Annotated in this window: 20 protein-coding genes and 1 tRNA gene; 13 read left to right on the top strand and 8 right to left on the bottom strand. The window is 68.2% G+C overall.

Annotated features, from left to right (window positions below):
• The 5 genes from QHF84_RS04745 (at window position 1) to QHF84_RS04725 (ending at window position 5,500) form a co-directional block, all read left to right on the top strand.
• Complete coding sequence (locus QHF84_RS04745; protein ID WP_281311959.1) at window positions 1-669, top strand: DUF697 domain-containing protein; 669 nt, start codon at window positions 1-3, stop codon at window positions 667-669.
• A 23-nt stretch (window positions 670-692) separates the two neighbouring features.
• Entirely contained in the window at window positions 693-1,772 is a 1,080-nt protein-coding gene (locus QHF84_RS04740; protein WP_281311958.1) for a prohibitin family protein, read from the top strand.
• Between the two features lie 86 nt (window positions 1,773-1,858).
• Window positions 1,859-3,979, top strand: a complete 2,121-nt coding sequence (locus QHF84_RS04735) for a c-type cytochrome (protein ID WP_281311957.1) — start codon at window positions 1,859-1,861, stop codon at window positions 3,977-3,979.
• Window positions 3,976-4,491: a hypothetical protein gene (locus QHF84_RS04730; RefSeq protein WP_281311956.1), complete on the top strand. Its 516-nt coding sequence runs from the start codon at window positions 3,976-3,978 to the stop codon at window positions 4,489-4,491. Before QHF84_RS04735 ends, QHF84_RS04730 begins: the two co-directional genes overlap by 4 nt.
• A gap of 31 nt (window positions 4,492-4,522) precedes the next feature.
• Window positions 4,523-5,500, top strand: coding sequence for an SUMF1/EgtB/PvdO family nonheme iron enzyme (locus tag QHF84_RS04725; RefSeq protein ID WP_281311955.1), 978 nt, complete (start codon window positions 4,523-4,525; stop codon window positions 5,498-5,500).
• Between the two features lie 6 nt (window positions 5,501-5,506).
• On the opposite strand, the gene QHF84_RS04720 is transcribed toward QHF84_RS04725, so the two are convergent.
• From QHF84_RS04720 to QHF84_RS04710, 3 genes are read right to left on the bottom strand one after another with little or no spacing between them, the layout of a single operon-like run.
• The gene (locus tag QHF84_RS04720; protein ID WP_281311954.1) at window positions 5,507-6,364 is read right to left on the bottom strand and encodes a hypothetical protein; all 858 of its coding nucleotides are present in this window, start codon (window positions 6,362-6,364) and stop codon (window positions 5,507-5,509) included.
• On the bottom strand, window positions 6,361-6,906 hold the full coding sequence (locus tag QHF84_RS04715) for a hypothetical protein (RefSeq protein ID WP_281311953.1): 546 nt from the start codon (window positions 6,904-6,906) through the stop codon (window positions 6,361-6,363). Before QHF84_RS04715 ends, QHF84_RS04720 begins: the two co-directional genes overlap by 4 nt.
• Window positions 6,903-7,601 (bottom strand): hypothetical protein, encoded by a 699-nt coding sequence (locus QHF84_RS04710; protein WP_281311952.1) that lies wholly within the window; start codon window positions 7,599-7,601, stop codon window positions 6,903-6,905. Before QHF84_RS04710 ends, QHF84_RS04715 begins: the two co-directional genes overlap by 4 nt.
• A gap of 136 nt (window positions 7,602-7,737) precedes the next feature.
• Here QHF84_RS04710 and QHF84_RS04705 point away from each other — a divergent pair, with 136 nt between their 5' ends.
• The 4 genes from QHF84_RS04705 (at window position 7,738) to QHF84_RS04690 (ending at window position 10,786) form a co-directional block, all read left to right on the top strand.
• Entirely contained in the window at window positions 7,738-8,559 is an 822-nt protein-coding gene (locus QHF84_RS04705; protein WP_281311951.1) for a hypothetical protein, read from the top strand.
• Between the two features lie 71 nt (window positions 8,560-8,630).
• On the top strand, window positions 8,631-9,155 hold the full coding sequence (locus QHF84_RS04700; protein WP_281311950.1) for a hypothetical protein: 525 nt from the start codon (window positions 8,631-8,633) through the stop codon (window positions 9,153-9,155).
• A 90-nt stretch (window positions 9,156-9,245) separates the two neighbouring features.
• Entirely contained in the window at window positions 9,246-10,343 is a 1,098-nt protein-coding gene (ychF, locus tag QHF84_RS04695) for a redox-regulated ATPase YchF (protein ID WP_281311949.1), read from the top strand.
• Between the two features lie 128 nt (window positions 10,344-10,471).
• Window positions 10,472-10,786: a BPTI/Kunitz domain-containing protein gene (locus QHF84_RS04690; RefSeq protein WP_281311948.1), complete on the top strand. Its 315-nt coding sequence runs from the start codon at window positions 10,472-10,474 to the stop codon at window positions 10,784-10,786.
• A 57-nt stretch (window positions 10,787-10,843) separates the two neighbouring features.
• On the opposite strand, the gene QHF84_RS04685 is transcribed toward QHF84_RS04690, so the two are convergent.
• Window positions 10,844-13,258: a hypothetical protein gene (locus QHF84_RS04685; protein ID WP_281311947.1), complete on the bottom strand. Its 2,415-nt coding sequence runs from the start codon at window positions 13,256-13,258 to the stop codon at window positions 10,844-10,846.
• A 124-nt stretch (window positions 13,259-13,382) separates the two neighbouring features.
• Between QHF84_RS04685 and QHF84_RS04680 the strand changes: the two genes are divergently transcribed.
• The gene (locus QHF84_RS04680) at window positions 13,383-14,456 is read left to right on the top strand and encodes a hypothetical protein (protein WP_281311946.1); all 1,074 of its coding nucleotides are present in this window, start codon (window positions 13,383-13,385) and stop codon (window positions 14,454-14,456) included.
• 33 nt (window positions 14,457-14,489) lie between these two features.
• Here the strand turns inward: QHF84_RS04680 and QHF84_RS04675 are convergent, their stop codons facing one another.
• The gene (locus QHF84_RS04675; protein WP_281311945.1) at window positions 14,490-15,125 is read right to left on the bottom strand and encodes a hypothetical protein; all 636 of its coding nucleotides are present in this window, start codon (window positions 15,123-15,125) and stop codon (window positions 14,490-14,492) included.
• 157 nt (window positions 15,126-15,282) lie between these two features.
• Here QHF84_RS04675 and QHF84_RS04670 point away from each other — a divergent pair, with 157 nt between their 5' ends.
• Entirely contained in the window at window positions 15,283-17,142 is a 1,860-nt protein-coding gene (locus QHF84_RS04670; protein ID WP_281311944.1) for a protein kinase, read from the top strand.
• Here QHF84_RS04670 and QHF84_RS04665 read toward each other — a convergent pair.
• The 3 genes from QHF84_RS04665 to QHF84_RS04655 all read right to left on the bottom strand — a co-directional run bounded on the left by QHF84_RS04665 (window position 17,118) and on the right by QHF84_RS04655 (window position 19,123).
• Window positions 17,118-17,882: a hypothetical protein gene (locus QHF84_RS04665; protein WP_281311943.1), complete on the bottom strand. Its 765-nt coding sequence runs from the start codon at window positions 17,880-17,882 to the stop codon at window positions 17,118-17,120. The two genes, QHF84_RS04670 and QHF84_RS04665, sit on opposite strands and share 25 nt — an antisense overlap.
• The gene (gene infC / locus QHF84_RS04660; protein WP_281312307.1) at window positions 17,860-18,576 is read right to left on the bottom strand and encodes a translation initiation factor IF-3; all 717 of its coding nucleotides are present in this window, start codon (window positions 18,574-18,576) and stop codon (window positions 17,860-17,862) included. The genes QHF84_RS04665 and infC overlap by 23 nt, the downstream gene beginning before the upstream one ends.
• Window positions 18,577-19,051: 475 nt before the next feature.
• A tRNA-Val gene (locus tag QHF84_RS04655) sits at window positions 19,052-19,123 on the bottom strand.
• Between the two features lie 281 nt (window positions 19,124-19,404).
• Between QHF84_RS04655 and yajC the strand changes: the two genes are divergently transcribed.
• Both yajC and secD read left to right on the top strand, forming a co-directional pair.
• Window positions 19,405-19,824 carry a preprotein translocase subunit YajC gene (gene yajC / locus QHF84_RS04650; RefSeq protein WP_281311942.1) on the top strand — a complete coding sequence of 140 codons (420 nt, stop codon included), beginning with the start codon at window positions 19,405-19,407 and terminating at the stop codon, window positions 19,822-19,824.
• Window positions 19,825-19,878: 54 nt separating this feature from the next.
• The gene (gene secD / locus QHF84_RS04645) at window positions 19,879-22,026 is read left to right on the top strand and encodes a protein translocase subunit SecD (protein ID WP_281311941.1); all 2,148 of its coding nucleotides are present in this window, start codon (window positions 19,879-19,881) and stop codon (window positions 22,024-22,026) included.
• Window position 22,027 lies beyond the last annotated feature (1 nt).

The following is a 22,027-nucleotide window of genomic DNA, read 5'->3' as shown; positions in this document are numbered from 1 at the left end:
ATGACGACCGAAACCGCGCAATCCAAGCAGCCGACGGAGAAAAAGACGGACGAGCCTCGAATCGAGGTGCAAGAGGAGGGGACGAGCGCATCCGGGGGCGCGCCGAAGGCCGAAGCCAAGGTCGATCCGAAATCCGGGGAGACGTCCAAGGGCAGCGCCGCGCCGAAGCCCCCCGAGGCCGTTTCACGCGTGGGCCGCGCGGATGCCATCATCCGGCGCAACGTGCTGTGGGCGCTCGGCGCCGGGCTCGTTCCCGTGCCCATCGTCGACATGGTCACGGTATCGGGCATCCAGGTGAAAATGCTCGCCGAGCTCTCGGAGCTTTACGATTTGAGCTTCCGGGAGGACATCGCCAAGAAGCTCATCGGCTCGCTCCTCTCGGGCGTCCTCGGCGTCGGCGCCGGCGCCGTGCTCGGTGCCAGCCTCGGGAAGCTCATTCCGTTCGTGGGCACCGCGTTCGGCTTCGTCACGGTCCCCGTCATCTCGGGCGCGTTCACCCGGGCGCTCGGCAAGGTCTTCGTCATGCATTTCGAGACGGGCGGCACGCTGCTCGATTTCGATCCTCACAAGGTGCGCAGCTACTTCAAGCAGGAGTTCGAGAACGCCAAGGAGTACGTCGCGGACGTGCAGAAGTCCAAAGAGGACTCCAAGGCGACGAAGTCGTCCTGACCCGCGCATGATGAGAGCCGCCCATGAGCAAGCCGAAAGCGGATGAAGAGATGCAAAACGGATCTTCGAGTGACGACGCGAAGAAGCTCCCCTTCCGGGAGCGGCTCGCGAAGTGGCTCCGGAAGGCCCGATTCACCCTCTATACGACGCTGGTCGTCCTCCTGTTCGTGGTCGGCTTCCTCTGGCCGCGAATCTTCATCCGCGTGCCGGCGGGGAGCAGCGCCGTCATGTATCGTTTTTTCCTCGGTGGAACGGTGACGGATCATATCTGGGGCGAGGGACTCAACGTGATCCCACCCTGGGACGAGCTCACCGTCTACGAGACGCGGATGCAGCAGCAAAAGCTGAAATTCGACGTGCTCAGCGAGGAGGGGCTCAACCTCCCGGTAGAGGTCTCCGTACGATACCAGCCGCACCTGGATATGCTCGGTTATCTGCACCGAGACATCGGCGTCGATTATTTCGAGCGGTTGATCCGGCCCGAGGTCGAGTCCCACGTCCGGCGCACCTTCGGCAACCGGACGGCGCACGAGATCTACACGAGCGTGCGTGACCTGCTCCAGGAGGTCGGGAAGGTATCGGCGCTCGGGCGCATCGATGAGAGCGGGAATGCGCGTTCCTACGTGCAGCTCTACGAGCTCAAGCTCGTCGATATCGAGCTGCCCGAGATCGTCCAGAGCGCGATCGCGGACAAGTACAAGCAAGAGCAGCTCATGCTCGAGTATCGCTTCAGGCTGGAGAGGGAGGAGAAAGAAGCCGAGCGGAGGCGGACCGAGGCTGCCGGGGTCCGCGATTACAACCTCATCGCGAGCAAAGTTTCGCCCGAGCTACTCAAATGGCGCAGCATCGAGGCGGCGCTGGAGCTGGCGAAATCGCAGATGGAGCTCGCGAAATCGGAGAACACGAAGGTGGTCGTGCTCGGCGGGGGGCCGGGCACGCAGATGCTCATGAACGTCGATGGGGCCTCGGCTGCTCCCCCGACGGTGGCAGCGCCCGGAAATACCACGGGGGACAAGAAGACGCAGGAAGCCAGTACATCCGCTGCCGATGTGGCATCTGCTTCGGCTTCGAGCCAGCAGGGGACACAGGCGAGCACGCCGTAACCGACGTTGGATCCTGACGCGCCTTCCTCACCGTACGAAAAACATAGAACCCAGCACGTGGGCAGGGGTATGTTGCTCTCATCTCCGTGCCTACCCTGCTCCGCGTCGGATCTCTCGGCTCACGCTTCGCCCTCGCCTGTACGACGCTCGGCGCCGTCCTCGGTCTCGGCGGCGGCTGCACCTGTTCGGGCTCGGACCAGGCCGCCGTCGATGCGGGCGCGGCGTCGCCGTCGGCCTCGGTCGCCGCGACGCCTTCCGCGACGGCGCCGCCCGCCACGAACGTCGCGTCGATCGGCCCGCGCCAAGGCAGCGCGCTCGCGCGCGGCGTGGGCGAGGATGCGCTCTACGTCGCGGACGAGGATCACGGCGTGCTCCGGCGCGTGGCCTTGCCCTTGTCGCCGGCGGGGACCGGGACGGCCGTGGAGATGCCGGGGCCGCCCGCGCAAGTCGTGACCTTGCCCGGGCGTGTGCTCGTGACCATCCGCGATCCGGGGCTGCTCGTCGAGCTGCGCGCCGAGCCCGGCGGGTCGCTCGCCGAGACGTCTCGCGTAAAACTCCCGGCCGACGCCTGGGGGCTCGCCGTGACGGCGGATCAATCCCTCGCGATCGTGACGAGCGCGTGGACCCACAAGGTCAGCGCCGTCGATCTGCGCAGTCACGAGGTCCGCTGGACGGTCGACGTCGGGCGGGAGCCGCGGGGCATCGCGCTCCGGAAGGACGGGCAATCCGCGTACATTTCGCATCTGACCGGCGCGCCGCTCACCCGGATCGACGAGCTCGGGGGCAGCACGCCCACGGTCCGGCGCGTCGAGCTGCCTCCTTCGCCGCTGCGCACGCCCGTGGGCAAGACGCTCAATGCTTCGCTCGGGTATGCGCTCGTGTTGTCCCCCGACGACAGCCTTCTTTTCGCGTCGCGGCACGCGCTCGGCGCATTGGGGGAAATTGCGTGGTTCGGGGCGGCCACGGTCGACGTGCTGACGACAGGCTCGGACAAACCCCTCGCGCCGCTCCATCGCGAGCACACCACGCTGATCCGGGCGGTGGGGGAGGGGCCCGCGCCCGAGCTGCAAATCCCAGGCACGAGCCTCGCTCCTTTCACGCAGCCGCGCGCCCTCGTGTATCGGCGCAGCACGGATACGCTGCTCGTCGCGGGTGAAGGGGATGATCGGCTCGTGGAGGTCGATGCGCTCGCGGTCGATCCGACGCTTTCGATCGTCGCTGCGTACGAGGTGGGCACCGAGCGTGATCCCGCGCTGGGAATCGCGAATCGCGGCGGCGCGCCCGCAGGGATCGTGCTTTCGGAGGACGAGGCGACGGCGTTCGTCTTTTGCGGCGCCACGTACGATCTCGCGGCGATTCCGCTCGCGCCGCACCCGTCGCGCGGCGCTCTGAACAATGAAAAGGCGCCCGCGCCGACGCTCGTTCGTCTCGCGGACGATCCGCTCGGCGGCGACGCGGCCATCGGCCGGCGGCTTTTCTACAATGCGACGGATCGTTTGATGAGCGGGGGCCTCGGCTGCGCCGGTTGCCATCCGGAGGGGCGCGACGACGGGCACGTTTGGCACGAGGCGAAATTCAATACCGAGGACGGGACGAACGTGAATTTCGTGGGCTCGGCCGAGAACGTGCCCGAGACCGATCGCACCCGCGGTGTGCCGCGCCGGACGCCGATGCTCGCGGGCCGCGTGAAATCGCCCGGTCCGTACGGCTGGGTTGGCGAGAGCCCCGATCTCGCAGCGCGGCTGCGCGGTGGCTTTGGCCTGCACCGGTGGGGAGGCGTGCCGAAACACGAGCCGCAGAACCTCGACGCGCGCGCGTTGCGCATCGCCACGTTCGTACGCGCGGGCCTCAGGCCGCCGCCGCGCGAGCAGCGCGCGCTCGATGCGGTCGAGCAGCGCGGAAAAGAGGTTTTCATGAAGGATGCCGTGCAATGCGCGCGTTGCCACGTCCCCGAGACGGAGTACACGGATCGGCAGGTCTATCCGCTGCCGAGGCTTCCGCGGCGGCCCGATTTCGATGAATTGAAGACGGGCGAGCTGCGTGTCCCCTCGCTCCTGTATCTCGAAGGTCGGGCGCCGTACCTGCACGACGGGAGCGCGGCGACGCTGGACGAGCTTCTCGCGAAGAACAACGATCGCATGGGCAAGACGAATCAACTCTCGAGGGAAGAGCGAGACGCGCTCGCCGCGTTCTTGCGCACGTTATGAGAGCCATCCCTGTCCCCCTCCTCGCGCTCGTGGCGGCGGCGACCGCGTCCTCGCCGGCCCCGGCACAGGCCCCGCCCGCCGCGTCCGCTTCGACGGCGCCCGGCGATGGGGTCGCGCTCGACGTGGATCCGCCGGGCACGGAGAAGTCGAAGGCGCCCACGTTCGATGAATGGGCGAAAGCCACGAAGGTCCGGCTGACGCGCACGGGCCCGGCCGCGGCGCCTTGCACGGCGTATCGGGTGCGCGAATGGCTCAAGGTGCGATGCCTCGGGACGAAGCCACATGCAATGGTGGTGCTCGGCGGGGACGCGGCCGAGGTGTCGTTCTGGATCGATCGTGACGATCGGCAGGGCGGCGAGGTGCAATTCCCGATGCGGCGGGGTGATCGCCGCGTGGTGCAAATCTGGACGGGCGGGGCCGACGCGGCCGGTGTTTTCAAGCCGAAACCCTCGCTCATCATTCAAGAGCATTGGCTGGAAGATCGCGCGGCACCCACCGTGACGGCGATGTGAACGACGGAGAGCGGGAGGCGAAATGATGTCGGTGAAACGTTGGACGAACGCATTCCACGGGGCGCACGCGGGCGCGGTCGCCATGGCCCCGTTCGCGTGGGTGACCGCGTGCCTCTTGGCCTCCGTGAGCGCCTGCGGCGGCACGAGTGATCCGCCGCCCGCGGGGCCCTCGAACCTCGCGGCGGACGCAAGCAAATCCGCGGCGCCGGCCTCGACGCCCTCGGCCCAAGCCGAGCCGGCGCCGAGCGCGTCCGCCATTGCGAGCGCTGCGCCGGAGAACACGGCGGGCCCCATTGCGAGCGCCGCGCCGGCGACGACCGCGGCGCCGGCGGCGACGACGCCCGCGCCGGCGAGCGTGCCGGATACGGGCGGCTGCCCGGCCGGGATGGTCCGCATCAAGGGCGGCAGCTTCAAGCTCGCCGCGGTCAAGACCCAGGTGACCGTGAAGGACTATTGCCTCGACGTGAACCTGGCCACGACGGATCAATATGCGTCGTGCGTGCAATCGAAGAAGTGCAACGACGGCGCAGTCAAGGTCTGCGATCCCTCGACGTACGGCGCCGAAGGGAAAGGGAACCTGCCGATGATCTGCATCGATTTCACGCAGGCGACCGACTACTGCAAAGCGCAGGGCAAGCGCCTGCCGAGCGGCGAGGAATGGGAGTGGGCGGCGCGCGGCGGCCCGGAAGGTCGGACCTATCCGTGGGGGAACGAGCCGCCCGCCGAGCAGCTCTGTTGGTCCGGAAAAACGAAGCGTGACGGCCCCTGCCCGATCGGGAGCTTCCCGGCCGGCGCGAACCCGCAAGGGGTGCTCGATCTCGCGGGCAACATCTTCCAGTGGACCACGACGGGCAACGACGTCGTGAGCTCGGCCCGCTTCGGACGCGGCGGGAGCTGGCGCGACAGCGGGGACGAGGTCAAAGCCGGAAAGACGGCCGTCTTCAAGACGACGTACCGCTGCGGCTACCTCGGCGTCCGCTGCGCGATGCCTGCGCCCCCCGCGCCCTGACGACCGTCAAAACCCCCCGTCTCTCTCTTCACGCGCAAAACGTTTGAGCTCGCCGAGGACCCACCGCGCGGTTTCCTCGGCGCCCGCGCCGTCGAAATGCAGGCCATCGGGCCGGATGGGCTTGCCTTCGCTCTCGATCCGGCAAGCGGGCGTCGGGCAGACGTGCCCCATCAAATCGAGGACCGGCCATCCACGCTTTCGGGCGGCGCGCGCGAGCATCTCGTTGAGGCAATCGACGCGGGCCGGGACGTTCCCGTACCGCCAGTCCTTGATCGGATAAGGGACACGCGTCAGCACGATGCGGCCCGCGTTCGTGCCCATTCCGTCGGCCAGCGTGAAGATGCGCTTCTCGTACGTGTCTTGCCAGGCCGGCTCGCAGGCTTTTTCATTGAAGAAGGCGCCGCCCATGACGATGAGCGTCATGTCGGGGTGGAGCTCGGCGGCGTCCTCGATCCAGTGCTCCGAGCAGCTCGTGCCCCGCACGGGTTTTCCGTTTTCGATGCGTACTTTTGCCTCGAAGATGGAGCAACTGCCGACGCCGCGAACGGCGACGAACGCGCCGGCCTCGTCCTGCCGATACCGCAAGGCCATGCCGAGGAAGCTCGCCACCGAATCGCCGACGACGAGCAGGCGGAGCGTGCCCGGCGGCAGCGCCTCGCGGGGCGGGAGAGCGGCGGTCGGTACGGAAAAGGGCGTGGGGTATACAATGGATGGAGGCGGCGTTGCAGACGGCAGCGCGGATGGCGTCGGCGCGGACGTGATGGGCGCGGGGGCAGGGGGCCGGCGGAGAAGGAAAAACGCGGCCGCGGAGAGGCCGAGCAGGATCACGAGCCCGAGCAACGGTTTGCCGAGCCTGCGCATCATGGCACGTACGACAGCGGCCCCTCTCGTTCGAGCAGAAAATAACTCGGCGTGCCCACGCGAGCGAGGCCGAGATCGAGGTACGTCCAGCCGAGCAGCCGATCCACGCGCCCCTCGTCGAGCGAGACCAGCGGATCCCGGCCGAGGCGAATCGGATCGAGCCGAGGATTTTCGCTGCTGCGGTTGTAATCGATCACCAGGCCATGCCGCGCGGCCACGGGCATGTCGTACGCGCGTCCATCGACGACCTCGTAAAACCCGAAACATCGAGGTTTGCCCTTGGCATCGCGCATGGGCTCGCGTGGACCGTCGAGCCCCGCCTGCTGCATGCGGACGTTCCATCCGCGCAGCGCGCCCGTGTTCGGATCACGATGGAAGGTTTTTCGAAAGGTGAGCCACGTGATCGCGACGATCGGCGCGGGGAGCCCAAGCGAGACGCCGCGGTATTCGCTGTCGTCGAGCGCGCTCGGATCGATCGGGTGGCCCTGCTCCAGCAAGGAACGGAGCTCGGCGTGCGAGAGCGTGAGGAAGTCTTTGGTGTTCATACCATCGCCGTTTCGTATTGGTACGCGCCGAGATCGATTTCTCCGCGCAGGAGCGCTCCGATCGCCTCGCGCCAGGTCGCGGGCATACGCGCGCACCAGCGCAGGTATCCGGTGAACGAGATGTCGGGATCGTCGGCCTCGTGCGGCGCGAGACGCACGCCGTGCGCGAGCGCATGTTCCACCGCGGCGAGCAGGTCCTCGTGGTATCCCTCGAACACCACGAGATCCCGCAGCCATTCGGTGCGCGGATCCTCGCCCTCCACGACACGTCGCGCGCGCTCTTCGAGCTCTTCGAGCCCGCCCGGGTGGATGGCGAGCATCTCGAGGTCGTAGGCGAATTGGTTCGCGTCGTGGTGCGCGCCGAGCAGGTGGCGGAGGACGCGCTCGCGCGAGCTCGCGAGGCCGGAGAAATCGAGCGGGGCGACCGCGCGCTCTCGCAGGAGGAAGGGGAAGCGGAGCGGGCGGTATGCGAGGAGGCGCGCGCGGAGCGTGGGGCGCACTTGGTGCGCCGTGCAGGTGCCGATGGTCTCGGGCCGCTTCGCGAGGCGCACCCACATGCGAATCACGCCGAGCGAGATCTGCACGAGGTTCGGCGCGCGCGGGACGAGGCCGGATTGCTCGACGCGCGCGAGGTTTTCGGCGATGCGCCGGGGAAAGAGCAGCAGCGCGCCGGTCCACAACGGGTCGTCTCTCATGGCAGTCGCCTCCTCATGCGTGTTGCTCGGACGCGTTGATTCGACCAGGCCGGCGCCGGCGTCAAGCCCCTGGGCGGCGGGGCACGGGCGTGGCATACGAAATGTGGGGTCGCGACGCGCGCTTCGAATGCCGACCATGCAACCACGTTTCCTCTTCCTCACCGGCGAGCCCGCCGCCACGCTCCCGCTCCTGAAAGATCGGCCGATCTGGGCCCCCGTGCTCTCCGCGGTCACCTTCGACGTGAGCGCCGGCCGCCTGCACCGCCGGAGGAGCGCCACCGATGATTTCCGCGGCGTCGTGTATTTCGCCGACGTCCGCGACAAGGACGTCGAGCAGCACAACCTGCGTGTCCTCGCGGAAAACAACATTCCTTGCTGGCCCGATCCCGCGGCCTTGCGTGCCGCTTCCCAGCGTCACGCGGCGCTCGGCCGATGCGTCGATGCAGGGCTCGTCGATCACCCCGTCGTGCAATCCCCCTTCACGCGCGATCCGCTCCTCCCGTTTCCTTACGTGCTCAAGATCGGCGAGGAGCATCGAGGGGAGGGGAAGTTTCTCGTCCAGTCGGCGCGGGACATCCCGCGGTGGGACGGGATCGCGACCGCAGAGCCGTTTTTCGAGGGAGAATCCGTGCGCGTGTTGATCCTCGGCGAGCGCGCGTTCGGCGTGCGGATCCGGAACGAGGGGACCTGGATCAAGAACGCGCCCGGCGCTTCGTTCGAGGCCTGGGAGCCGGACGAGGCCATCGTGACACACGCGCGCCGAGCGGCCCGGCTCTTCGGGCTCGAGATCGCCGGCATCGATTACGTGATCGATCGGACCGGCCCCCATTTCATCGAGCTGAATCCATTTCCGCGCGTCGGCCTCTCGAACGAGAGCGCCGCCCTCGCGCGGGGCATCTTCCGCCGCGCGATGGACATCGTCGAGACGACCGCGAACGCGTCCGGGCGGCCCGGCTGAACCACGCAATCGCCCGCCGTCGACTTGCCTCCTCCGCACGACGGACCGATGCTCCGGCCGAGGAGGATGCCATGCGACACGCGCTTTTTGCCTTGTTCGACGACGATTCGGACGCCGAGACGTGCCTGCACGCCGTTCGCGTGTTGCCCGGGCTCTCCGAGGCGTGCACCGTGCTCCTGCATCACGACAAGGTGAACCGGCACGACGTGCCGCTCGCCGAGACGAGCGCACGCGAGGGCATCACGACCGGCGCGCTCGTCGGCTCCGCAGCCGGCGGCCTCTTGAGCGGGCTCGTGCTCGGGCCGCTCGGTTTCATCGCGGCCGGGCCGCTCACGGCCGCGCTCTTCGGCATGCTCGGCGGCGGCGCGGCCGGCGCGCTCGGCGGCGGGCTCACCGGCGCCGGCAAGCCCGATCCCGTGATCGAGGACGTCGAGCGCGAGGTCAAGGCCGGCAAGGTGCTCCTCACGGTCGAGGTCGAGAACATGGACCAGGCCAACGAGGTCGAGCAAATCTGCCTCGCCCACCACGGGCGCATCGCGCGCAAGCCCGTCTTCGGCTTCTGGAGCCATCGGCTCCACCGGCGCGACGCCGCCTGAAAGGACCGCTCCGATCGGTTGCTCGGGGGGTGGTGCATCTGCCCCGGACGTGCTAGGTCGCGCGGCCCTCTTTACCCCCCGAACTGCGCCATGGCCCTGAAAGTCGCGATCGTCGGTCTGCCGAACGTCGGCAAGTCCACCCTGTTCAACGCCCTGACCCAGACGGCGGCCGCGCAGGCCGCGAACTACCCGTTCTGCACCATCGAGCCGAACGTCGGCGACGTGGCCGTGCCCGAGCCGCGGCTCGACAAGCTCGCGGCGCTGGCGAGCTCGAAGGAGATCATCCCGGCCCGGATCAACTTCGTCGACGTGGCGGGCCTCGTGCGCGGCGCGTCCAAGGGCGAGGGGCTGGGCAACCAGTTCCTGGCCAACATCCGCGACTGCGACGCCATCGCCTTCGTGGCCCGGTGCTTCCAGAACGACGACGTCACGCACGTCGAGGGACGTGTCGACCCGCTCGCCGATCTGGACATCATCGAGACCGAGCTGATGCTGGCGGACATCGACAGCCTGGAGAAACGCATCCCGAACCTGGAGAAGCGGATCCGGGGCGGCGACAAGGAGGGCGCGAATACCCTGCGCCTCCTCAAGCTCGCGCTCGCGCAGCTCCACGAGGGCCGGCCGGCGTACACGGCGAAGATCGAGCCCGACGATCAGAAGGCCTGGCGCATGCTGCAGCTCTTGACCGCGAAGCCCGCGCTTTACGTGTGCAACGTCGACGAGGCCGCGGCGGCGACGGGCAATGCGCTCTCCCGGTCGGTGGCGGATCGCGCGGCACGGGACGGCGCGAAATCCGTGGTGATCTCGGCGCAGATCGAGGCGGAGGTCGCCCAGCTCGGCGCCGCCGAGCGCGCGGAGTTCCTCGAGACCTTGGGGCTCGCGGAGCCCGGCCTGAACCGGCTCATTCGCGAGGCGTACGCGCTTCTCGGGCTCCAGACGTACTTCACGGTCGGCCCGAAGGAGGCGCGCGCCTGGACGATCCCGATCGGCGCGACCGCGCCGCAGTCCGCGGGCGAGATCCACACGGATTTCGAGAAGGGCTTCATCTGCGCCGAGACCATCGCCTACGACGATTTCGTCAAATTCGGCGGCGAGAGCGGCGCGGCGCAGGCCGGCAAGATGCGCAAGGAAGGGAAGGCGTACGTCGTCAAGGACGGCGACGTGATGCATTTCCACTTCAACGTCTGAGAGACCCGCCCCCACCTCCCCGAAGCGCACGCCCCGCGTCCCGGTCAGGCGACGTCGGGGACGTGCGCTTTATGTTTTGACCGAGCGGGCTCGTCGGGACGGCGCCCGCTCGAAGGGGGAGGTGCGCCATGAAGAAGGGTCTCGCGTGTGTATTCGCGGCGATTTCGCTTTTGTTCGTGCTGCCCGCGTCGGCGACGGAGGACGTGGCCGAAAATGCGGACGCCGTGGAGGATCTGCCGATCGATGCGCAACCGGCGCGGCGGGTCTGCTTTCAGCCGATCGTGAGCGGCCCGTGTCGCGCGGCCTTCCGCCGGTATGCCTTCAACAGCGCCGTCGGCCGCTGCGTGCCGTTCATTTACGGCGGCTGCCGGGGGAACATGAACAACTTCGAGTCCCTGCGCGACTGTCAGCGCGTCTGCTTCCGTCGCCCGTTCCGGTGGTGAGACGAGCAGAGCAAGGCGCGGGGGGTTCTGTTTTTCCCCCGCGCCTTCGCGTGGTGCTTACTTCGGCCCGTCCAGCGTGCAGAACCCGTTCAGGCAGATGAGCTCCGGGTTGCAGCAATCGGCCGCCGTCGTGCACTTGTCGCCCTCGTTCGAGCACATGCCGTTCGGGGGCGTGTCGCCGCAGACGAGGGCGCCGCTGCCCATCGGATCGGGCGAGCAGTAGCCATTGCAGCATTGATCGCCCGACTCGCAGCCGGCGCCGTCGGCGCGGCAGGGCTCCTGCACCCAGAAGCCTCGCGCATTGCCCGCGAGCAGCTCCTGCGCGGGCAGGTAAAACGCCGGGTGGCTCCCGTCCACGCCCGCCGGCGAGTTGAGATCGACGGCCGCGACCCAGAGCTTCTTCGGCGTGATGTTCGTGAACAGGTTGACGCCGCGCGGATCGCTGCAGAAGGGCGGGATCGTCGCGACGTTGCCGTACATGCGGCGGCTCGTGAAGACGACCCAGGCATAACCGCCCGACGCGATCGGGTTCACCGTCGGCTCGTAGTTCAGGTTCACGTCGTCGCCGTGATCCGCATTCATGCCGCCGACCTGCGCGCCGTCGCCCGTGCAGGTCATCGCCACGGGCTGGCCGAGCTTCGGCAGGTACACGTTGCCCGCAGCGTCCTTGCCATTGAGCTGGTCGAGCGGGACGGGCGCGCCGCCGTCCGTGCGGGCCATCGCGATGTAGGCCTTGGCGCCCTTGCGCGTGCGCAGATCACCGAGGTTGTTGCCGTCGACGCCCGCCGCGGTCTGCTGGTGATACACGACGGCCTTGCCGTCCGGGAAAAACGCAGGCCAGCCCGGCCGCGTCTCCGCCGGCTGACCCGTGTTGTCGACGACGACGACCGAATTCGCGAAGGCGTTCGTCGCCGGATCGAAATCCATCAAGACGAGCTTCTGCTTCGGGTTCGTGATGGACGCGCTCACCATCGGATTGAAGACGACGCGCTTGCCGTCCGGCGAGAACGAGGGCGTGCCGACGTTGGTCGAAACCCCGTTCAGCCCCGAAACCGGCTGGATGGTGCCATTGGCGAGCGAGACGAGTTGCCCCGCCGTCGTGAGCGCGAGCGCGCCGTCCGGCGTGATGCCTGGGAACGAGCTGCCATTCGGGAGCGCCTTCTCGGTCACCATGTTCGGCGCGATGTCGTAGGCCCACGGAATGGCGCCGCCGTTCGACGTCGCGACGAGGCGCGAGCCGTCCGCCGCGACGGAATGGCAGACGCGGCACTCCGCCTCCGATCCGCTCTTGCCCGCCGTGAGCTTGGGCGCCGTGTCGCCGACCTTGATCGAGAGCACCGCGCCGCCGAACATGCCGTCGCCGCCCACGGCGCCGCTCAGGTTTTTCGCGAGCTTCGTGCCATACGAGATGTAATAAATGGCGCCCGAGAGCCGCCCCGGCGCCACGGTCCACGTCTCTTCGATCGGCCCGTACGCGAGCTCGCCCTTCGCCACCGTGAGCCGCACGACGAGCTGATCGGGCGATCCGTCGAGCGTCTTTCCGCCGGCCGTATTCGTGGCCATGGCCCAGACGTCCTGCGGGATCGGGTGGCGAATGAAGGGGGCCCCCGTCTGCGTGAGGATCTGCGGTTTTCCGAAGGTGCCCTTCCACGAGAACGAGCCGCTCGTGGTCGAGAGCTCGATCTTGATGGCGTCGACGCCGCCGAGCGTCGAATCCCACTGGAGCAGCGGCGCCGTCATGCCGCGCGGCCATACCGTGCGGTCGTACGGATAGAGGAATTTCAGCCCCTCGGCCTGCCCATTGCCGGTCGGCGCGTCGAGCGCGGCGATCACGACGGGATTGTCGACGCCGACGCCGAGGCCCTCGCCGCCGACGCCGCCGACGCCGCCGCCCTCCGTGAGCTCGGGGATCGTCGTGGCGATCTGACCCTGCTGCGCGGGGTTGTTCGGGTCCGCCCCATTCTGCTGCGATGTGAGCTTGACCAGGACATTACGCTCGACGACCTCCCCGTTGAGGCCGGCCCGGACGCGGACGACGCCGCCGGCCGTGCCCTTCGGCGTGAATGTCGCCGTGCTGGTCGGGCCCGCCGTGATGCTTCCGATCTCGCCGCGATCGACACTCCAGCCCGCGCTGATGGGGTTTCCGTCGAGGTACGAGGTGTACGTGATCGTCGGGGTATTTTGACCCGCAACGACCGTGATCTCCTGCGGCGCGCTCGGCAGGACATCGAAGCCCTGCGTCTGGCTGCCGCCGTTTCCCCCCACGCCCGACGAGGAGCCGACGAAGATATCGCCGCCGTCCCCGCCGATGCCGCCGTTCCCCCCGCTGTTCGAGCCACCCGAGCCGCCCGTGCCGCTCGACGCCGTGCCCCCGGGTAGCCCCGTGGAGCCGCCGCCCCCGCACGCAGCCGCGAGGACCGCCGTGCCGAGGGCCGATACGAGTACAAATCCAAGGCGAGACCGTTGCAACATAAGGCAATGCTACAAGGGAGGGGAACACGGTCGCAAGGGCGAAGGCGCGTCCGTTTGTGCGGCACGGCGTTTGCCAAACCGCGACCGTATGAGCCATCAATCTGTCATTCTTGCCTTCTCGACCATGATCCTCGTGTCAGGGTGCCAGTTCTCGGCGCCGGGAGAGCGCGCCCTCTCTAATGATCAGTGTTTCACTCCGCCTTGCGAGACGGTCTGTCCGGCGGGCGAGACGTGCTCGTCCGATACACCGAATGGCCTGTTCTTCCGGGGCCCCTCGCTGTTTGACGACGTGGTCGTGGGCGGCGTGCACGCGACCGCGGAAGGCGGGACGCAAGCGTTCATCGTGCACCGCGATTCGGACGGCAGCCAGGCGTTCGCGCCCTTCGACGCCGAAGCGACGACGCCGCTCGAGATCAAGGAGATCGCCGCGCCGCGCGTCACGCTGCGCGGCGCCGCCGCGGGATCGGGCTTTTTGCGGATTCTCGACGTCGACACGGGCGCGCTGCACGATCGGATCGCGCTCGCGGTCGCGCCGATCGCGTCGGCGCGCTTCGTCGGAGATGGGATGTCGTTCCTCGATCCGGAGGCGGAAAACCTCGATCTTGCGCTGTTCAAGGACGCGGGCGTGTTCCTCGGCCTCGCGCTGCGCGATGCCGACGGCCTGCGGCTCGTCGACGAGAGCACGAGCATCACCATCACGGGGGACGCGAAGGAGGATGGGGAGCAGTCGGCGTGGGATCGGCGCTTCGTGACGGTGGGCGCGAGCGGGGCCGTGAACGCGAGCGTGGCGACGGGCGACGGAAAATCGTTCGAAGTGACGATGCCCATCGTGGACAAACTCGACGATATCATCGCCGTGAAGGGCGCTGTCAGTGTGGACATCACCGCGCCGCTCGTCGTGGGCTCGGAGCGCAGTTTATGCTTCCGGAGCCTCTCCGGCGGGCGCGTGGTGGCGGGCGTGTCCGGGTGGGTGATGTCGGGCGAGGGCTCGATCGAGGTGAAATACTCGGTGGAGTCGTGCGGGTCGGTCAAGGCGCTCGCGGCCGGAAATGCGAAGATCGTCGTGGAGGCCGGGGGAATGAAGAAGAGCTTCCCCGTGACGATGGTGAAGGCCGCCAGGGCGGACGCGGCGCCCGCGGAAAAGGCGTCGGGCGAGGAATTCGTCGGCCTCACGCCCGGCGAGCGCGCGCGTCGCTGAGCGAATTCGACGAGGTGCGCCTCGGCCAGGGTTTCAGGGCATCGCCGGGACGACCGCGCAATGGCCCGCCACGCAATCGGCCTTCCATTCCGGCGGATGAATGGGGGCGCACTCCGGGCAACCGAACGCGGGCGGGCAGACGAGATCGGAAATGGCCTGGAGCGAGCTCGACGCGATCGCGACGAGGTCGGGCACGCCTCCCGCGCAAGGCTCGCAGCAGTTCAGGCCGAACCGGAGCGTGCAATCAGCGGCGGTCGTGCATTCGCTGAATGCGTGCTCCGCGACGTCGGCCTCCGTGCAGCTTCCGGCCTCGCAATACGCGAAGAGGCCCGGATTCGGCGCGCCCGCGCAGGCGGGGCAGGCCGAGGGCTCGGGACAAACGAAGGTGGTGTATTCGTCGACTCGATCGACGTGCACGGGTTCGACGTCGGCGAGCGTGGGCTCGCTGCACGTGCCGCAGCAGGTATTCTTGACGAGGGTACACTGACCCGGCCCGGTGCAGGCCCCGAAATTCGGAGCGCCGCCCGCGCCACCGCTGCCGCCGCTGCCACCGTTGCCGGCGCTGCCGCCGTTTCCGCCGTCGACCTCGCTCCCGCAGGCCGCGGGGAGCGTGGTCACGAGGAAGGCCGAAACCAGAAGGATTCCCCAATTCGATCGAGGTCGAAGCATGAAGGCCAGCGTACGAACCAGCGCTCGCCCGAGGCAAGGGAGAAGTGCGCGAGGGATGTCCTTCCTGGATCCGTCTCGGTGCCCCGTCGTGGTAGGATGCCGGATCCCGGCGCGCGGGCTCGACCGGCGGCCGAGGAGAGGGTAGTCCTCGTCTGGCATGAAGCAGGGGCATCAGCAGCAGCGGTACCGCGTCCTCGATCGCCTCGCGTCCGGCGGCATGGCCGAGGTGTTTCTCGCGGAGAGCGCGGGGATCGAGGGATTCAAGAAGCGGGTGGCGATCAAGAAGGTCTTGCCCCACCTCTCGGAGAAGAAGCGCTTCATCGCGATGTTCCTCGACGAGGCGCGCCTCTCGGCGAACCTCACGCATTCGAATGTCGCCCAGGTATTCGACATCGGCGTCGGCGATAACGCGTACTTCATCGTGATGGAGTACGTCGATGGCTCGGACCTGAAAGCCGTCATCGAATACCTCCGCAAGATGAAGCGGCCCTTCCCGGTGGAGGTCGCCGTCTACATCGCCGAGAAGATCTGCGACGGCCTCGCCTACGCGCACGAGGCGAAAAACCCCGAGGGCCAGCCGCTGCGCATCGTGCACCGCGACGTCTCGCCCGCGAACGTGCTCATCACGAAATACGGCGAGATCAAGATCGTCGATTTCGGGCTCGCAAAAGCGACGAGCCAGCTCGAGAAGAGCGAGCCCGGCATCGTGAAAGGAAAGTTCGGCTACCTCTCGCCCGAGGCGACACAAGGGCTCGAGGTGGACGTGCGCACGGACGTGTTCGCCGTGGGGATCATCCTGTGGGAGATGCTCGCGCAAAAGCGGCTCTTCCACGGCGACAACGATCTGCAGACGGTGATGCGGGTGCGCGAAGCCGTGGTGCCGCCGCTCGCGCAGCTCAACAAGGACGTGCCGCCGGAGCTCGAGAAGATCATCAACCGCGCGCTCGCCCGTGATCCGGAGAAGCGCTACCAGGGCGCGCGCGAGCTCGGCCGCGCCCTGAACGGCTTTTTGTTCAAGTTCGGAAAGCCCGTCGGCGCGCACGACGTCGCCGAGCTCGTGAGCGGGACCGTGGCGCTGCGTAAAACCACGGCCCAGGAAAAAGAAGACACGACGCTGCACAGGCTGATCGAAGCGGCGCTGCTCGAGTTCAACTCGCTGCAAGACGAGCCGCGGCCCGGCGCGCCGCGGGAGAAGTCGAAGCCGGAGATCTCCGCAGCGGCGCCGCCGCCCGCCGAGGAGCGGCCGCGCGGGCGCGTGTCGCACTTCGAGGACATCGGCAAATGGGCCGAGGAAATGGATCTCGCGCCGCTCAGCAGCGAGGCGCGCTCGGCGCGGTTCGGTCCAGCCTCGGCGAGGAGCGAGCGCGGGCCGGAGAGCAAGTCCGTGCCGAACAAGCCCGCCGAGAGCACGGCAACCGAGAGCACGGCGGCCGAGAGCACGGCAGCCGAGAGCACGGCGGCTGAGAGCAAGGCTACGGAGAGCGCGCCGGTCGAGAGCCTGAAGGCCGAGAGCCTGCCGGCCGAGACGATCAAGGCGACGCCGCAAGCCAAGGCCGAGGAGAGCGCGCCCGTCGAGAGCCTGAAGGCCGAGAGCCTGAAGGCCGAGAGCCTGCCCACGGAGAGCCTGCCAGCCGAGACGGTCAAGGCGACGCCGCAAGCCAAGGCGGAAGAAGGCGCGGTCATCAGCGAGCCGGCCGAGACGGTCAAGGAGACGCCACAAGCCAAGGCCGAGGAGAACGCCATCGAGAGCGCGCCCGTCGCGACGAGGACGCCGTCACCCAAGAAGGACAAGGACGCCGCAGGGAAAACCGGTAAGTCGGGGAAGGCGGGCGCGAAGGGGAAGAAGGGCGCCGATGCGAAGCTCAGCAAAGAGAGCACGGCCGCAGTCGCGAAGAAGGCGCCCATCGCCAAGCCGGCCCCCGCCGCGGCGAACAGCAACGTGATGTGGCTCTACGTCGCCGCCGCGGTTCTCCTGCTCGCTGCGAGCGCGTACTACGGCGGGTTGTTCGGTCCCTGAGCGCGCTTGGCCGGGGCGCGCGTCTTCGGCCTCGCGCGGGGAGGCGCGCCCTGCCTGCCGATCGGCGGGACCTCGACGGCCACGCTGAGCCGCTGATCGCCGCGCCAAACCTCACCCGTGATCACCTTGGCGTTTTGCTTGAGCGCACCCGCGACCGCGCCGATGACCACGCCCACCGAGGTCGCCGGCGCGCCGCCGATACGCGTGAGCACGTCGCCGTCGCGCAGGCCCGCGCCGAAGCCGCCCACGCCCTGGAGCACGATGCCCGCGGGCCTCGGTCCACGCGCGGGCACGGGCACGCCCGACGGCATGACGCCGCTCTGCACCGCACGCGCCACGACGTCGGCGCGGACATGAACCCCGCCGCGCGGCGCGGGGGTTCGTACGGACGAACCTTTCCTCGACGGGCCCAGCGTATCGCTCGGCGGTTCGGTAGGCGCCGGAAGCACGTCGAGCCCGGGCACGTGGGGAAGGTCGAGGTCGAGATCGAGGGAGGCGGGGCCACGCGCGGGTGCCTCCGTCTCCTCGGCGTTTCGCCAGGCGAACGCGCGCGCGAGCACGTCGGCGAGCCGCGCGCCGAGAGAAGAGGCGCCGTGGTCGACGAGCGCGCGTATCGCGATGGGAAGGGTGACGAGCGGAACGAGGATCAGGAGCGCGGCGAGCAAGCGAACGAGGCCCGTTCGCCGCTCACCGCGGACGTTCGACGAAGGAAGCGCGTCAGCTCCCTTCCTCGTCGTCATCCTCGTCATCATCCTCTTCTTCGTCGAGCTGCTCCTCGAGCTTGCGAAGCGCCTCGTCCTGCTCGTTGACGGCCGGCGCGGCGCGGCCTTCCTGGAGGGCCTTCTGCCGCGCCTTTTCGGCGGCGGCGCGGGCCTGCGCGACCTTCTGCATGACGGCCGGCTTCGGCGCCATGAGCAGCGTCATCGTGCGTTGCTCCATGACGGGACGCACCTCGACGTTCGCCACCTCGTCGCACTGCTGCACGATCCAGTCGAGCTGCTCCTGCGCCTTCTCGGGGTGCGTGATCTCGCGACCGCGGAAGCGCACGGTGAACTTGACCTTGTGGCCGGCCTCGATGAAGCGCAGCGCGGCGCGCGTCTTGAACTGGAGATCGTGGTCGTCCGTCTTCGGGCGGAGCTTGATTTCCTTGATCTCGACCACGCTCTGCTTGCGCTTCGCCTCGCGAGCCTTCTTCTTCTCGTCGTACTTGTACTTGCCGAAGTCGAGGATCTTGCAGACGGGCGGATCGGCCTTGGGATTGACCTCCACCAGATCGAGGCCTCGCTCCTGGGCGCGCCGCAGGGCCTCGTGGGTCGGCATGATGCCGAGCATCTCGCCCTCTTCCCCGATGACCCGGATTTCCGGAACCCGGATTCGCTGATTGATTCGGATCTGCGGTCCTCGCTGGGCCTGTCGAGGGTCGAAGCGTCGCATGCTCATGTGTGGTCTCGCTGTCTCCTTGCTTGTGATCTACTGACAATCCGCGGTCGGCCCCGTTCGCCCGTCGGGATGACGGGAGCAGGGCCTCCACAATCTCGCCCGGATGGTCCGCGTTATCAACGGGCGCAAGCTGTCTCCGGGCCCGAAGTCACGCCCGGCGCTCGTTCTCCACCGGGGAAGGTCCACGGGGAGGGCGAACGGGTCGGCCGGGATGTGCAGGGGGCGCAGAGGCGCGGCGGCACGGGAGTTCGTGCCGCGCTCGGCGCTCTCTGCTTGGTTCGGGGGGGCGACGCGTCCTGCGTGCGCGGGCGGCCTTTGCACGCTCGACGTCGAGTGCACGACGTGAGCCGCTCGCCCGGCGTGCGCCGCGGTTCCGTTCTGGGTGACCCCAAAGGTCCTCACGAGGACGGGCAGGCGGCATCCGCACGGAGGCGGGAACCTGCAGAAAGGTCCTCGTGACGAAACTTTGTAGGCGCGGCCGGGTTCGAACCGGCGACCCCTACCGTGTCAAGGTAGTGCTCTACCACTGAGCTACGCGCCTGTACCGCTTCCTCCGCCGCCCCGCCGATGTGCGGTGCGTCGAGGGAGGCGCATCGGTACCAAGCCTTTTCGGTCTGGTCAAGAAAAAAAACGAAAGGCAGGGTTCGGGACGGGGGGCCGGGAGGTGGGGGCCGGGGTGGGACCGACCATTTGTTCCAGTGTCTCCGGCCGTTCCTTGCGTGGAACCTCGATCGTGGGTATGGACGGCCGCTTTCCGAGTGATCGGGGGCTCGCATTCGGGGAGCCGAGCTTCGTCCCCGTGGAGGTTACCGCCTCGTGACCATGCTGTTTTTGTCTCAGCCGACCACCGTCTCCCCGGGCCAAGGCGCTCCGCCCGCGCCCGCCCCTGCCCAGCCTTCCCAGGGCGCTCCCACGCAGACGCCCGACGGCGGAGGCGGCGGCGGGCAGCCCTTCGGCGGGATGACGATCCTCTTCTTCCTGCTCCCGCTTCTCTTCGTGTTCCTGATGACGCGGAGCCAGTCGAAGAAGCAGAAGGACCTCGAAGCTGCCCTGAAGCCGGGCGACAAGGTCGTCACCCAGGCGGGGCTCATCGGCAAGCTCATCGAGGTGGGGGATAGGACGGTCAAGCTGGAGATCGCGCCCGGCGTGAACGTGCAGGTCCTGAAGGCCGCCATCCAGGGCGTGGACGGCGAGCCGAAGCCCGCCGAGGCGAAGGACAAGGCGCAGGAAAAGAAAGCGTAGCGCGCGCGCTTCGGCTAAGAAGGGCTCGCGACCGCCCCCCGAGTCGACCCTCCCATGATCTACAACATCCTCCAGTACGCATTCGCTGGCCTCGGCGCGCTGTCCCTCGGGCTCGGCGCGTGGCAGAGGCCTCGGCGCGGCGTCTTCCTCATGTCGGCGATCGCCTCGTTCTGTGCCGCGATCGCCGCGCACTACCACGTGTTCTGGGCGACGGCGACCTTCGGCCTTTGCGTCCCGTGGGCCCTGCTCTGCGCGCTCCCCACGCTCGATCTTTCGTGGCGCGTCAAGTCGGGGTTCGTCCTGTTCCTCGCGCTCGGAGCGTGGCTCTGCATCTACCCGACGTACTCGGACGAGCGGTACGGCCGCATCGATCGATCGGGTCTCGGGCCGGAGGAGCGCGCGAAGGTCGAAGAGGACGCGCGCGTGGGCAACCGCGGCGTGCGCGAGTGGCTGCTCTCGAACATCGAGTTCCGCCTCGTGCGCGGCCTCGATCTGAAGGGCGGCCTCCGGCTCGTCTACACGGTCGACGTCGACGAGGCGATCAAGGACAAGCGCGACCGCTACTACGACGAGGTTCGCCAGGCGCTCGCGCGCTCCTACGGGTTCGTGGGGGCGGAGCAGCAGGCGACGGTCGACGATCTGAAGAAGCTCGTGGGCAAGGCGCGCGTCGAGAAGTCGCGCGAGCACGCGGGCACGCTCTTCATCAACTTCGAGGACGCGGCGGACGCGGACAAGGTGAACGACGAGTTCATGCGTCCGTTCCAGGAGATGCAGCGGCAGTTCTCCTCGGATCGCAAGCGCGTCACGTTGCGCATCAAGACGGACGTCGAGACCGACATCCGCTCGAAGGCCGTGGCGCAGGCGAAGGAGACGGTGCTTCGCCGCGTCGACAGCCTCGGCCTCAAGGAGGCCGGCGTCACCACGCGCGACGAGGACATCATCATCGAGATCCCCGGCGACAACGACCAGACGTTCGCCGAGATCCGCGACATCGTCAGCCAGACGGCGCGCCTCGAGTTCAAGCTGCTCGACGACGAGGTGAACTTCTTCGAGACCGAGCTCCGCAACCCCAAGAACAAGGAAGTGAAGGGCCTGCGCTTCCAGCAGGAGCAGGTCTCGATCGGCCCCGGCAAGCAGAAGGTCAACACCTATGCGGTCCTCGAGCACATGGAGGGCGAGGACATGCGCCAGGCGCTCGCGCGGCTGCGCGAGTGGACCTCGACGCTGTCGGTGCCGGACGATCACGAGATCGGGTTCGGCAAGTACCAGGCCTACGACGAGGAGAAGGGCACGGTCGAGGACGTCGGCTGGAGGACCTACTACCTCTTCAGCAAGGCCGAGATCACCGGCGACATGGTGCGCGACGCGCAGGCGATGCCCGATCCGAGCGATCGCGGCCTCGGCGGCTGGCTCGTGCGCATGGAGCTCACGGGCGTCGGCGCCGACCGGTTCGAGGACATCACCGAGAAGAACGTGAAGCGTCGCTTCGCGATCATCCTCGACCAGAAGGTGGAGAGCGCGCCCGTCATCCAGACGAAGATCCCGGGCGGCATCGCGACGATCACGATGGGCTCGGCGAACGTGGATCAGCAGGTCACGGACGCGCGCAAGCTCGAGCTCGTGCTGCGCTCGGGCGCGCTGCCCGCGCCGATCTCGCCCTCGAACGAGCAGCGCATCGGTCCGTCGCTCGGTCAGGACGCGATCGTGCAGGGCGCGAAGGGCGGCCTCGCCGGCGTCATCCTCGTGCTCCTGTTCATGCAGGTCTACTACAGCCGCGCGGGCGCGATCGCGAACATCGCCGTGCTCTTCAACATGGTGCTGCAGGTGGCGATCCTCGCGATGTTCGGCGCGTCGATGACGCTGCCCGGGATCGCGGGCCTCGTGCTCACGGTCGGCATCGCGGTCGACGCGAACGTGCTCATCAACGAACGCATCCGCGAGGAGCTGCGGCAGGGCAAGAGTCCGCGGGCGGCGGTGGACGTGGGCTACGACAAGGCCTTCAGCGCCATCCTCGACGGGCACGTGACCACGCTGATCTCGGGCCTCATCCTCGCGCAGTACGGTTCGGGTCCCATCAAGGGCTTCGCCGTGACGCTCATCGTGGGCATCGCGGTCAGCCTTTTCACCGGCGTCGTCTGCACGCGGCTCATGTTCGATTGGGCCGTGCGGGGCCGCAAGGTCAAGAAGCTCTACCTCGGCTGAG

Source organism: Polyangium sp. y55x31 (assembly GCF_029946505.1).
Lineage (GTDB): Bacteria > Myxococcota_A > Polyangia > Polyangiales > Polyangiaceae > Polyangium.
This window is presented reverse-complemented; position numbering and strand designations above follow the sequence as displayed.